Below are 12,758 nucleotides of genomic sequence, written 5' to 3' on the forward strand. Positions count from 1 at the left end.
TCACACCGGGTCGTAGGTCCGCTCGACCTTCTGCGTGCCGCTGCGGGTGCGGTAGGAGCGCGCCCAGGTGGAGCGGGCGCCCGGGTCGGTGCGGTCGGACAGGACGTAGTAGTCCATCTGCGCCCGCTCGGCGGTGATGTCCAGCACGCCGTAGCCGTGCCGGTCGGTGTCCACCCAGTGGACGTGCCGGTTGGCGGCCTTGATGACCGGGGCGGCGACCGCGGAGACGGTGCCCTCGGGCACCTTGACGATGTCGTCCAGGTTGTCGGAGGTCACCGAGGTCACCACGAACTCGGTGGCCGCCGACGGCGACAGCGGGTAGGTCCCCGCGTCCACCGGCACGTCGTTGGCCCACGCCATGTGGATGTCACCGGTCAGGAACACGGTGTTGGTGACGGCGTTCGCGCGCAGGTGGGCCAGGAGTTCGCGGCGGTCGTCGGTGTAGCCGTCCCACTGGTCGGTGTTGAGGGCGATGCCCTCCTGCGGCAGGCCGAGCAGCTTGGCGAGCGGCTTGAGCAGGTCGGCGGAGAGCGAGCCGATGGCGAACGGCGAGATCATCACCGAGTTGCCGACCAGCCGCCACCTGGTGTCGGAGGTCTTCAGGCCGGCCTTGAGCCAGTCGAGCTGGGCGCGGCCGGTGAGCGTGCGGTCCGGGTCGTCCACCGAGCCGCTGGCCGTGGAGGCCTGCTGGGAGCGGAAGGAGCGCAGGTCCAGCAGGGACAGGTCGGCGAGCCTGCCGAAGCGCAGCCGCCGGTAGGTGGTGCCGGCGAGGGCCGGGCGGACCGGCATCCACTCGAAGTAGGCCTGCTTGGCGGCGGCCTGACGCGCCGCCCAGGTGCCCTCGGCGCCCTCGGTGTGGTTGACCGCGCCGCCGGGCCAGGCGTTGTCGGCGAACTCGTGGTCGTCCCAGATCGCGATGACCGGTGCCTTCAGGTGCAGTGCCTGGAGGTCGGGGTCGGTCTTGTACTTCGCGTGCCGGATCCGGTAGTCGGCGAGGGTGAGGATCTCGTTCGCCGGAGCGTGCGGGCGGACGACCTTGCCCCGGGCGCCGTACTCGCCGGACCGGTACTCGTATATGTAGTCGCCCAGGTGCAGCCAGGCGTCCAGGTCGGCACGCGCGGCGAGATGGCGGTAGGCGGAGAAGTACCCGGCCTCCCAGTTGGCGCAGGAGACCACGCCGAAGCGCAGGGAGGCGACGTCCGCGTCCGCCGCCGGCGCGGTGCGGGTGCGCGCCACCGGTGAGTCCGTGCCGCCGGCGGAGAAGCGGAACCAGTAGTCCGTGGCCGGGGCGAGACCGCGGACGTCGGCCTTGACGGTGTGGTCGGAGGCGGCCGTGGCGGTGACAGAGCCCTTGGCGACGACGTCCGTCAGCGCCTTGTCGCGGGCGACGACCCAGCCGACCTCGGTGTCCGGGCCGAGCCCGGAGCCGGGTATCGCCTCCGGGACCGGGGTCACCCGGGTCCACAGCAGCACTCCGTCGGGCAGCGGGTCGCCGGAGGCGACGCCGTGCAGGAAGGCGGGGGCGCCGGTGGCGGCGCGGGCCGGCAGGGCGGCGGCCAGCGGGCCGGCCAGCACGGCGGACGCCGCCGCGGCCTTGACGACCGTACGGCGGCGGGGCGCAAGCGAGCCGGGGTCCTGTGCGGCCCCGGCTGATCTGTATCGACTGGTCACGACCGATCAGGTTACTGATCGGTATGCGCCCAGGCGGGCGAACTCGCAAAAGTTCGCCCGCGGTTCGGCGTGTCGTCGTCAGCCCTTGAGGGCCGCCTCCAGCGCGGTGTCGAACTCCTCGACGGTCATCGGCGCGTTCTTGCCGTCGGCGCCCGTCAGGGTCTTGCCGTCCATCTTCAGCGTCGGTGTGCCCTCGATGCCGTCCTTGTCGAAGACCTTGGACTCCTCCAGCGCCCACCGGTCGAAGGTGCCGTCCTTGACGTCCTTCTGGAACTTCGCGTTGCCCTTCAGGGCGGGGACCGTGTCGGCGATCTCGATCAGGTAGGAGTCGTCCTTCAGCTTGTCGTCGGTCTCCTTCGGGTGCCACTTCTTGGAGTACAGCGCCGTCTTGTACTCCAGGAACGCCTCGGGGCTCACGTTCAGCGCCGCGCCCAGGGCGCTCAGCGCGTTCTTCGAGCCCTCGCCGCTCAGTCCCTTGTCGAGGAAGGTGGCACCGACGAACTGGATCCGGAACTTGCCGGCGTCGAGGTCCTTCCTGACGGTCGGGCCGACCGCCTGCTCGAAGGTGGCGCAGACCGGGCAGCGCGGGTCCTCGTACATCACCAGCGTCTTCTTGGCGGTGCTCTTGCCGAGCAGGACCGTCGTGCCGTCCTTGCCGGAGGTGTTCGCCGGCTTGACCAGCTTGGCGTCCTTCGCCGACTCCCAGTAGGCGGGCTTGTTGGCCTGGACGACGGCGTAGCCGATGCCGCCGGCCGCGGCCAGCACGGCGACGACCGAGCCGGCCACGATCAGCTGCCGCCTGACCTTGTCGCGCTTGGCCTGCCGCTCGCGCTCCTGGCGCAGCCGCTCCCGGGCCGCCGTCTTCGCCGCCTGGCTGTTCCGCTTGCTCATAGTGGGGATCTCCCTGGGGGGACGCGCGCATGCCGTACGCGCGATGGGTGTGGGGACTGGGGTGCTCGGGTGCGGTCCGCCGCGCGGGAGCCGTGGCTCAGGCGAGGGCGGAGCGGGAGCACGGTGGTCCCCGCCGTCCCAGGGAGTGCACGAGGAGGAGATCGCGGGCGGCGGCGCGGCGCGGGGCCGGACGGGGCGGCCGGCGGGCGGGCAGCGGCCGTACGGCGACCGCGGCCACCGCCAGCAGCAGCGGCCGGAAGGTGGTGGCGGCGACCGCCCGCACCAGCTGGGCCAGCGCCCGCTCGCCCCGGCGCAGCCAGGCCGCGGCGAGCAGGCCCAGGCCGACGTGCGCGGCCAGCAGCAGCCAGGCGTCGCCCGGACCGGCGTGCGCGAACAGCTCTCCCGCGCGGTCGGAGCCACCGGCCATCCGGGCCAGCGGAGAGCCCACCGGGCCCTCGCACAGCACGTCCAGGCCGACCGCGCGCAGCGGGCCGGCGACCGGGCCGCCCGCGCGGCCGTAGCAGGCGTGCTGGCCGGTGGTGAACACCGTGTCGGCGGCCAGCTCCAGCGGGATCAGCAGGGCCGCGATCCGGCCGAAGCCGCGCTCGCGCCCCGCCAGCCCGTACGCCGCGGCGAACACTCCGGCGGCGACCGCGGCCACGGTCGCCGGCGGCAGCGGGGCACGGGACAGCAGCACGTGCGACGCGGTGCCGAGCGTCACGACGAAGGCCGTGAACAGCGCCGCGCGCACGGCTCTGAGCTGGGTCCCGGATATGTCCATAGCGAAAGGAGAGTGTGTCACGTCCGTGAGTAAGGGACCCCTAAAGGATGCCTGTGAATCCGCGGCGGCTACAGCCCCGGAATCCGGCCGTTGCGGAACAGGTCCACGAAGATCTGGTGGTCGGCACGCGCGCGTGCGCCGTAGCCGTGCGCGAAGTCCGCCAGCAGGGGCGCGAAGCCCTCCTCGTCCGCCGCGATCGCGGCGTCGATGGCCCGCTCGGTGGAGAACGGCACCAGGGACTCGCCGGAGGTGTCGTCCGCCGCCGCGTGCATGGCGGCCGTGGCCCGGCCGAGGTCGGCGACGACGGCCGCGATCTCCTCCGGGTCGTCGATGTCGCCCCAGTCCAGGTCCACCGCGTACGGCGAGACCTCGGCGACCAGCTGGCCCGCGCCGTCCAGCTCGGTCCAGCCCAGCCACGGGTCGGCGTGCGCCTGGAGGGCGCGCTGGGAGATCACCGTGCGGTGGCCCTCGTGCCGGAAGTACTCCGCGACCACCGGATCCGTGATGTGCCGCGAGACGGCCGGCGTCTGCGCCTGCTTGATGTAGATCACCACATCGTTCTCCAGGGCGTCGCTGTGGCCCTCCAGGAGGATGTTGTACGACGGCAGCCCCGCCGAGCCGATGCCGATGCCCCGGCGGCCCACCACGTCCTTGACCCGGTAGGAGTCCGGGCGGGCCAGGGAGGAGTCCGGCAGGGTCTCCAGATAGCCGTCGAAGGCCGCCAGGACCTTGTAGCGGGTGGCCGCGTCCAGCTCGATGGAGCCGCCGCCCGGGGCGAAGCGGCGCTCGAAGTCGCGGATCTCGGTCATCGACTCCAGCAGCCCGAACCGGGTCATGGCCCGGGCGTCACGCAGCGCGTCCAGCAGCGGACCCTGCGCGGTGTCCAGCGTGAACGGCGGCACCTCGTCCCGCTTGGCGCCCGTGGCCAGGGCGTGGATCCGCTCGCGGTAGGCGTGCGCGTAGACGGTCACCAGTTCGGTGATCTGCGCGTCGCTGAGCGCCTTCGCGTACCCGATCAGCGCGACGGACGCCGCGAAGCGCTTGAGGTCCCAGGTGAACGGGCCGACGTAGGCCTCGTCGAAGTCGTTGACGTTGAAGACCAGCCGGCCGTTCGAATCCATGTACGTGCCGAAGTTCTCCGCGTGCAGGTCGCCGTGGATCCACACGCGGGAGGTGCGCTCGTCCAGGTACGGACCGCCGCGCTTGTCGGCGTCGAGGTCGTGGTAGAAGAGGCACGCCGTGCCCCGGTAGAACGCGAAGGCGGAGGCGGCCATCTTCCGGAATTTCACCCGGAACGCGGCCGGGTCGGCGGCCAGGAGCCGGCCGAAGGCGGTGTCGAAGACGGCGAGGATCTCCTCGCCGCGCTGCTCCTCGTCGAGCTGGGGGACCGACATCGCGGGGTGCCTCCTGGTGCATGTGTACGACAGCGTTTCTGCCGTCTCCAACGCACGACGGTACGCGCAGGTGCCCGGCGGCTGTCAGAGCGGAGGCATAGACTTCGACGCTGACCCCAGAACTGTCCGCCAGACCGTCGCCCAGTGTTTCCCCGGAGGCTCAACCGTGTCGAAGCCGCCCTTCACGCACCTGCACGTCCACACCCAGTACTCGCTGCTGGACGGTGCCGCGCGGCTGAAGGACATGTTCAACGCCTGCAATGAGATGGGCATGACGCACATCGCCATGTCCGACCACGGCAACCTGCACGGTGCGTACGACTTCTTCCACTCCGCGAAGAAGGCCGGAATCACCCCGATCATCGGGATCGAGGCCTATGTCGCCCCCGAGTCCCGGCGCAACAAGCGCAAGATCCTCTGGGGTCAGCCGCACCAGAAGCGGGACGACATCTCCGGTTCCGGCGGTTACACCCACAAGACGATGTGGGCGGTGAACAAGACCGGCCTGCACAACCTCTTCCGGCTCTCCTCCGACGCCTACGCCGAGGGCTGGCTGCAGAAGTGGCCCCGGATGGACAAGGAGACCATCGCCAAGTGGTCCGAGGGCATCGTCGCCTCCACCGGCTGTCCTTCCGGCGAGGTGCAGACCCGGCTGCGCCTCGGCCACTTCGACGAGGCCCTGAAGGCCGCCGCCGAGTACCAGGACATCTTCGGCAAGGACAAGTACTTCCTGGAGCTGATGGACCACGGCATCGAGATCGAGCGCCGGGTCCGCGACGGCCTGCTGGAGATCGGCAAGAAGCTCGGCATCCCTCCGCTGGTCACCAACGACTCGCACTACACCTACGCGCACGAGGCGGGCGCCCACGACGCCCTGCTGTGCATCCAGACCGGCAAGAACCTCTCCGACCCCGACCGCTTCAAGTTCGACGGCACCGGCTACTACCTGAAGTCCACGGACGAGATGTACGCCATCGACTCCTCGGACGCCTGGCAGGAGGGCTGCGCCAACACGCTCCTCGTCGCCGAGATGGTGGACACCGACGGCATGTTCGAGAAGCGCGACCTCATGCCCAAGTTCGACATCCCCGAGGGCTACACCGAGGTCACCTGGTTCAAGGAGGAGGTCCGCCGCGGCATGGAGCGCCGCTTCCCGGGCGGCATCCCCGAGGACCGCCAGAAGCAGGCCGAGTACGAGATGGACACCATCATCTCGATGGGCTTCCCCGGTTACTTCCTCGTGGTCGCCGACTTCATCATGTGGGCCAAGAAGCAGGGCATCGCGGTCGGCCCCGGCCGGGGCTCCGCCGCGGGCTCGATCGTGGCCTACGCGCTCGGCATCACCGACCTCGACCCGATCCCGCACGGCCTGATCTTCGAGCGGTTCCTCAACCCCGAGCGCATCTCGATGCCCGATGTCGACATCGACTTCGACGAGCGCCGCCGCGTCGAGGTGATCCGGTACGTGACCGAGAAGTACGGCGCCGACAAGGTCGCCATGATCGGTACCTACGGCACCATCAAGGCCAAGAACGCGATCAAGGACTCCGCGCGCGTGCTGGGCTACCCGTACGCGATGGGCGACCGCATCACCAAGGCCATGCCCGCCGACGTCCTCGGCAAGGGCATCCCGCTGTCCGGCATCACCGACCCCGCCCACCCGCGCTACAGCGAGGCCGGCGAGGTCCGCGCGATGTACGAGAACGAGCCGGACGTGAAGAAGGTCATCGACACCGCGCGCGGTGTGGAGGGCCTGGTCCGGCAGATGGGCGTGCACGCCGCCGGCGTGATCATGTCCAGCGAGACCATCACCGAGCACGTCCCGGTGTGGGTGAGGCACACCGACGGCGTGACCATCACCCAGTGGGACTACCCGAGCTGTGAGTCGCTCGGCCTGCTGAAGATGGACTTCCTGGGCCTGCGCAACCTCACGATCATGGACGACGCGGTCAAGATGGTGAAGGCCAACAAGGGCCTCGACATCGACCTGCTGTCCCTGCCGCTGGACGACCCCACGACCTTCGAACTGCTCCAGCGCGGCGACACCCTCGGCGTCTTCCAGTTCGACGGGGGCCCCATGCGCTCCCTGCTCCGGCTGATGAAGCCGGACAACTTCGAGGACATCTCCGCCGTCTCGGCCCTGTACCGGCCGGGTCCGATGGGCATGAACTCGCACACGAACTACGCGCTGCGCAAGAACGGGCAGCAGGAGATCACGCCGATCCACCCGGAGCTGGAGGCGCCGCTCAAGGAGGTCCTGGACGTCACCTACGGCCTGATCGTCTACCAGGAGCAGGTGCAGAAGGCCGCCCAGATCATCGCCGGCTACTCGCTCGGCGAGGCCGACATCCTCCGCCGCGTGATGGGCAAGAAGAAGCCGGAGGAGCTGGAGAAGAACTTCGTCATCTTCCAGGCCGGCGCCCGCAAGAACGGCTACAGCGACGAGGCCATCCAGGCACTGTGGGACGTGCTGGTCCCGTTCGCCGGCTACGCGTTCAACAAGGCCCACTCGGCCGCGTACGGCCTGGTGTCGTACTGGACGGCGTACCTGAAGGCGAACCACCCCGCCGAGTACATGGCCGCCCTGCTCACCTCCGTCAAGGACGACAAGGACAAGTCGGCGGTCTATCTCAACGAGTGCCGCCGCATGGGCATCCGGGTGCTCCCGCCGAACGTCAACGAGTCGGAGGCGAACTTCGCCGCCCAGGGCGACGAGGTGATCCTCTTCGGCCTGTCCGCCGTCCGCAACGTCGGCACCAACGTCGTCGAGTCGATCATCAAGTGCCGCAAGGCGAAGGGGAAGTACACCTCCTTCCCCGACTACCTCGACAAGGTCGAGGCGGTGGTCTGCAACAAGCGCACCACCGAATCGCTGATCAAGGCCGGCGCCTTCGACTCCATGGGCCACACCCGCAAGGGGCTCATGGCGCAGTACGAGCCGATGATCGACAACGTGGTCGCGGTCAAGCGCAAGGAGGCCGAGGGCCAGTTCGACCTCTTCGGCGGCATGGGCGAGGAGACCAGCAGCGAGCCCGGCTTCGGGCTGGACGTGGAGTTCTCCGCCGACGAGTGGGACAAGACCTATCTGCTCGCCCAGGAGCGGGAGATGCTCGGTCTGTACGTCTCCGACCACCCTCTCTTCGGCCTGGAGCACGTCCTCGCCGACAAGGCCGACGCGGGCATCTCCCAGCTCACCGGCGGCGAGCACGCCGACGGCGCGGTGGTCACCATCGGCGGCATCATCTCCGGCCTCCAGCGCAAGATGACCAAGCAGGGCAACGCCTGGGCCATCGCCACCGTGGAGGACCTCGCCGGCTCCATCGAGTGCATGTTCTTCCCGGCCACCTACCAGCTCGTGTCGACCCAACTCGTCGAGGACGCCGTGGTGTTCGTCAAGGGCCGGCTCGACAAGCGGGAGGACGTGCCCCGGCTCGTCGCCATGGAGCTGATGGTCCCGGACCTGTCCAACGTGGGGGCCAACGCGCCCGTGGTGCTGACCATCCCGGCGGTCAAGGTGACCCCGCCGATGGTCAGCCGCCTCGGCGAGATCCTCAGCCACCACAAGGGCGACAGCGAGGTCCGGATCATGCTCCAGGGCCCGCGCAAGACCACCGTGCTGCGCCTGGACCGGCACCGGGTCAAGCCGGACCCGGCCCTCTACGGCGACCTGAAGGTGCTCCTCGGCCCGTCCTGCCTGGCCGGCTGAGGCCCGCGCCGGAAGAGCGGCGGTGGACGCGGCAGGAAAAGGGGCGCACCCGTCACGGGTGCGCCCCTCATATCCACCGGGCTCCGATCGCCCTTCAGTTGTGGCCGAAGCTCTTCTGCTTCTTGCGCGCGCCCTCCGCCGGGCCGCCCTGGATGTGGGACACCGCGGAGTCGTGCTCCTCCGCCGCGGGCCGCTGCGGGTGCTCGCTCTGCTGTGCGCGGTTCTTCGGGCCGGCCGGCTTGCGGTTCTTGTTCTTGGCCATGGTGATGCCTCCTGTGGGGGATCTAGGGGCCAGGGCCGGGACCAGATTCACATACGCTGACATCAGGCGCATGTCGGATAATTACCGTCTGTGACAGGGCGGGTGGGCGGACGAGAACCGGAAACGCCACGCCGAAGATCGAGTTCGGGCCGTTAAGCTCCGCGCGGTCGGGCAGACTCGAAGCAAGTCCGAAGCAAAGCCTCCCGGGAAGAGGGTGAGTCGCGTGGACCGCTGCATCGTCCTGGTGGACGCCGGGTACCTGCTGGGCGCCGCCGCCAGCCTCCTCGCGGGTGAGCCCTCGCGGTCCCGGATCACCGTCGACCACACCGCGCTGATCCATGCGCTGCGCGAACGCGCGGAGTCCGACACCGAGCGCCCCCTGCTGCGCATCTACTGGTTCGACGGCGCCCCCGACCGGGTTCCCCAGCCGGAGCACCGCCGGCTGCGCGTGATGCCCCGGGTCACCGTCCGGCTGGGCGCCCTGACCCGCAGCGACGGACGCTGGGCGCAGAAGGGCGTGGACGCCGCCATGCACGCCGAACTGACCGAACTGGCCCGCAACCGCGCCTGTTCCGACGTCGTCCTGGTCACCGGCGACGGCGATCTGCTGCCCGGCATGATGGCCGCCAAGGAGCACGGCGTCGCCGTCCACCTGTGGGCCGTGCAGGCCGCCGACGGCGACTACAACCAGTCCGAGGACCTGGTCGCCGAGGCCGACGAGCGGCGGGTGCTGGACCGCGCCTGGATCACCCAGGCCATCCGCGCCAAGGAGCTGACCGGCGTCTGCCCCCCGCCGCCCGCGCCCCGCCCCGAGATCGCCGCGATCCTCTCCGCGCCCCTGCCCGAGTCCGCTCCCACGGAGGCCGACCGGCCCGCCGAGCAGCCCGCGCACCCCCCGGCCGCCACGGTGGCGCAGAACGGCGCTCCCGAACGGGTTCCCGCCGCCAAGGGCGTCCCGACCCCCAAGGACCTGGCCGCGCTGCGCGCACCCGGCGCGCAGCCCGCGCAGCACCCGGCGACCGCCACCCTGCGCTGGTCCTCCGACAAGGGCTGGGTCGACCGGCCGGGCGTGGCCGCCGAGCCCCCCGAGGCCGCCTCCCTGCCGACCCTGGCCCAGCTCACCACCGCCGAACAGCGGTGGGCCGACCGGGAGGAGGACATCACCACCGTCGGCGGCGACCCGTACGAGGTGGGACAGGTCTTCGCCCGCCGCTGGATCTCCCGGCTCGGCGACCAGAGCCACTTGCAGCGGCTGTCGCAGATGTACCCGCGCATCCCGCACCGGATCGACGGCGAGCTGCTGCGCTACGCGGCCCGGTTCGGGCTGCTCGCGCACAAGGACGACCAGATCGACGAACACGACCGTTACGCCATTCGGGCGGGGTTCTGGCGCGAGTTCGACATCCCGGCCGCGGCGGAACAGCACGCGCCCGCCGCGGACTGAGTCCGCGGAGCCGCCCCCAAAGGCGAGTAAAGCGCCCCGACCCCGTAGTCTCGTCCCTTGTGATGACGCGCGCGGGAGAGGCACTCGGGTACGACGCGGTCGTACGCGTGCGCGGACTCGGTAAGACCTATCCGGCGGTCCGGGGCCGGCGGGGCACGCCGGGCACCCCTCAGGTGCGGGCCACCGACGGGGTGGAGCTGGACGTGCGGTGCGGCGAGGTGTTCGGGCTGCTCGGCCCGAACGGCGCCGGCAAGTCCACTCTCGTACGGCAGCTCACCGGGCTGCTGCGGCCGGACACGGGCAGCGTCGAGATCCTCGGCCACGACATCGTCCGGCACCCCGAGCGGGCCGCCCGGCTCCTCGCCTACCTCGGCCAGGAGTCCAGCGCCCTGGACGAGCTGTCCGTCTCCCTCGCCGTCGAGACCACCGGACGCCTGCGCGGCCTGGACGTACGGCGGGCGCGGGCCGAACGGGACGCCGTGCTGGAGGAGCTGGGCCTGACCCCGATCGCCGGCCGGGCGCTGAAGAAGCTGTCCGGCGGGCAGCGGCGGCTCGCCTGCTTCGCCGCCGCCCTGGTGGGCCGGCGTCCGCTGCTCGTGCTGGACGAGCCGACCACCGGCATGGACCCGGTCGCCCGGCGCGCGGTGTGGGCGGCCGTGGACCGGCGGCGGGCCGAGCACGGCACGACCGTGCTGCTGGTCACCCACAACGTCATCGAGGCCGAGACGGTGCTGGACCGGGTCGCCGTGCTCGACCGGGGCCGGGTCATCGCCTGCGACACCCCGGCCGGGCTCAAGGCGCGGGTCGCCGGCGAGGTGCGGGTGGAGCTGGTGTGGCGGGAGCGGGCGCCGCTGGAGGTGCCCGAGGTGGCCGTGCTGCGCGAGCGGGCGGCGGAGTCCGGCCGGCGCTGGACGCTGCGGCTCGCGCCCGAGGAGGCCCGCGCCGTCGTCGCCACGGTGACCGGCGGGGCCGCCTTCGCCGCCCTGGACGACTTCACGCTCGCCACGCCCAGCCTGGAGGACGTCTATCTGGCGCTGGGCGGGGCGGCCCGGCAGGGACTGGTGAGGGCGTGAGCGACCGGGCCCCGCAGCGCGTAAGGGTCTGTGCCGCCGCCGTAGGGAAGAGGAGCAGCTCGTCGTGAGTGTCGTACCCGCCGAGGTTCTGCCCGGCGGCCCCCGGGCCGTACCGGAGCCGGCGCCCGGCGCGGCCGTGCTCGGGCCGCGTGCGCGGCTGTGGCCGTCGCTGGTGGCCGTCTACCGGGCGCAGCTGTCCCGGGCCCGGGTGGCACGGATCCCGCTGTTGTTCGTGGCGACCTTCCAGTCCGTCGGCATCACCGTGATGATGCGCGGGGTGGTCGACAGCGGCCACGAGGCCCAGTCCGTGGTGGCCGGGTCGGCGGTGCTGGTCGTCGCCTATGTGGCGCTGAACCTGCTGTCGCAGTACTTCGGGCAGCTGCGGGCCAGCGGCGGACTCGACCACTACGCCACGCTGCCGGTGCCGCCGGCGGCGGTGGTGCTGGGCGCGGCGGCGGCCTACGCCTCCTTCACCGTGCCGGGCACCCTGCTCACCGCCGTCTTCGGCTGTGTGCTCTTCGGGCTGCCGCTGACCAACCTGTGGGTCCTGCTGGCCGTCGTCCCGCTCGCCGGGGCCGCGCTGGCCGGCCTCGGCGCCGCCTGCGGGCTGCTCGCGCCCCGGCCGGAGCTGGCCACGCTGCTCGGCCAGCTGGGCATGTCGGCGGCGCTGCTGCTGGGCGTGCTGCCGGCCGACCGGATGCCCCAGGCGATCCGGCTGGCCCGCGATCTGCTGCCCTCGACCTACGGCGTGGAGGCGTACGCGCGGACCTTCGGGGACCATCCGGACTGGGCGCTGGTCCTGCTTGACCTGGGTGTGTGCGCGGGCGTCGGCGTCGTCTCGCTGGCCGTGGCGACCCGGGCCTACCGCAGGGCCGCCGTCCGGTGACGCGGCGCACAGCGCGACCTGGCACGATGGCAGGGTGACCGCACCGTTGACTCCACCGCCGCACGACGACTCCGCGCACCAGGTCTGGCAGACCCCGCCCCCCGCGGGACACGGGCGGGCACAGGACGGTCCCGGGCTGCGGACGGAGCTGCGGGAGGCGGCCGTGCTCACGGTGGCGCTGGCGCTCGCCGGAGTGCTGCTGGGACTGCTGTGGTGGTGGCTGGCGCCGCAGGTGCCGCTGGTCGGCGACGTGCTGGACAAGAACTGGGTCGTCTACCTGAAGGACAGCGAGGGCGAGCAGGCCGTCGGGGTCGACGGAACGTTCACTCTGCTGGGGCTCGGCTTCGGACTCGTCAGCGCGCTCGCCGTCTTCCTGCTGCGCCGGCGCGGCGGAGTGCCCCTCGTGGTCGCGCTCGGACTCGGGAGCCTGCTGGGGTCCCTGCTGGCCTGGCGGCTCGGGATCCGGCTGGGCCCCGACGCGGACGTGCTGGCGCACGCCCGGGCCGTCGGCAAGGGCGTGACGTTCTCGGCGCCGCTGAAGCTGTCGGCGAAGGGCGCGCTGCTGGCCTGGCCGCTCGCCGCGCTCCTCGCCCACCTGGGCCTCACCGGCCTGTTCGGTCCCCGGGACCCCGAGACGCCGTAGCGGCGCG

Annotated in this window: 10 protein-coding genes; 5 read left to right on the forward strand and 5 right to left on the reverse strand. The window is 71.5% G+C overall.

The features are described from left to right. The 4 genes from SCK26_RS27620 to SCK26_RS27635 form a co-directional block, all read right to left on the reverse strand. Complete coding sequence (locus SCK26_RS27620; protein WP_318204040.1) at window positions 1–1,671, reverse strand: alkaline phosphatase D family protein; 1,671 nt, start codon at window positions 1,669–1,671, stop codon at window positions 1–3. Window positions 1,672–1,749: 78 nt separating this feature from the next. Beyond that, window positions 1,750–2,562, reverse strand: a complete 813-nt coding sequence (locus SCK26_RS27625; protein WP_318204041.1) for a DsbA family protein — start codon at window positions 2,560–2,562, stop codon at window positions 1,750–1,752. A gap of 97 nt (window positions 2,563–2,659) precedes the next feature. After that, a complete protein-coding gene (locus SCK26_RS27630) occupies window positions 2,660–3,343 on the reverse strand; it encodes a hypothetical protein (RefSeq protein ID WP_318204042.1) in 684 nt (227 codons plus the stop codon). Between the two features lie 68 nt (window positions 3,344–3,411). After that, window positions 3,412–4,737, reverse strand: coding sequence for a DUF2252 domain-containing protein (locus tag SCK26_RS27635; protein ID WP_318204043.1), 1,326 nt, complete (start codon window positions 4,735–4,737; stop codon window positions 3,412–3,414). A gap of 166 nt (window positions 4,738–4,903) precedes the next feature. Here SCK26_RS27635 and dnaE point away from each other — a divergent pair, with 166 nt between their 5' ends. Continuing rightward, window positions 4,904–8,443: a DNA polymerase III subunit alpha gene (gene dnaE, locus SCK26_RS27640; protein WP_318204044.1), complete on the forward strand. Its 3,540-nt coding sequence runs from the start codon at window positions 4,904–4,906 to the stop codon at window positions 8,441–8,443. 94 nt (window positions 8,444–8,537) lie between these two features. On the opposite strand, the gene SCK26_RS27645 is transcribed toward dnaE, so the two are convergent. Further along, the gene (locus tag SCK26_RS27645) at window positions 8,538–8,705 is read right to left on the reverse strand and encodes a hypothetical protein (RefSeq protein ID WP_318204045.1); all 168 of its coding nucleotides are present in this window, start codon (window positions 8,703–8,705) and stop codon (window positions 8,538–8,540) included. Window positions 8,706–8,928: 223 nt separating this feature from the next. Here SCK26_RS27645 and SCK26_RS27650 point away from each other — a divergent pair, with 223 nt between their 5' ends. The 4 genes from SCK26_RS27650 to SCK26_RS27665 all read left to right on the forward strand — a co-directional run bounded on the left by SCK26_RS27650 (window position 8,929) and on the right by SCK26_RS27665 (window position 12,751). Next, window positions 8,929–10,149, forward strand: a complete 1,221-nt coding sequence (locus tag SCK26_RS27650) for an NYN domain-containing protein (protein WP_318204046.1) — start codon at window positions 8,929–8,931, stop codon at window positions 10,147–10,149. Between the two features lie 62 nt (window positions 10,150–10,211). After that, complete coding sequence (locus SCK26_RS27655) at window positions 10,212–11,222, forward strand: ABC transporter ATP-binding protein (RefSeq protein WP_318204047.1); 1,011 nt, start codon at window positions 10,212–10,214, stop codon at window positions 11,220–11,222. A 64-nt stretch (window positions 11,223–11,286) separates the two neighbouring features. Next, the gene (locus SCK26_RS27660; protein ID WP_318204048.1) at window positions 11,287–12,108 is read left to right on the forward strand and encodes an ABC transporter permease; all 822 of its coding nucleotides are present in this window, start codon (window positions 11,287–11,289) and stop codon (window positions 12,106–12,108) included. A 34-nt stretch (window positions 12,109–12,142) separates the two neighbouring features. After that, entirely contained in the window at window positions 12,143–12,751 is a 609-nt protein-coding gene (locus SCK26_RS27665) for an AAA family ATPase (protein WP_318204049.1), read from the forward strand. Window positions 12,752–12,758: the final 7 nt, after the last annotated feature.

The organism is Streptomyces sp. SCL15-4, assembly GCF_033366695.1.
Taxonomy (GTDB): Bacteria; Actinomycetota; Actinomycetes; order Streptomycetales; family Streptomycetaceae; genus Streptomyces.

Coding starts and splice junctions, on each gene's coding strand:
- SCK26_RS27630 (WP_318204042.1), bottom strand. CDS start 3,343: ATGGACATATCCGGGACCCAGCTCAGAGCCGTGCGCGCGGCGCTGTTC.
- SCK26_RS27655 (WP_318204047.1), top strand. CDS start 10,212: ATGACGCGCGCGGGAGAGGCACTCGGGTACGACGCGGTCGTACGCGTG.
- SCK26_RS27635 (WP_318204043.1), bottom strand. CDS start 4,737: ATGTCGGTCCCCCAGCTCGACGAGGAGCAGCGCGGCGAGGAGATCCTC.
- SCK26_RS27645 (WP_318204045.1), bottom strand. CDS start 8,705: ATGGCCAAGAACAAGAACCGCAAGCCGGCCGGCCCGAAGAACCGCGCA.
- SCK26_RS27625 (WP_318204041.1), bottom strand. CDS start 2,562: ATGAGCAAGCGGAACAGCCAGGCGGCGAAGACGGCGGCCCGGGAGCGG.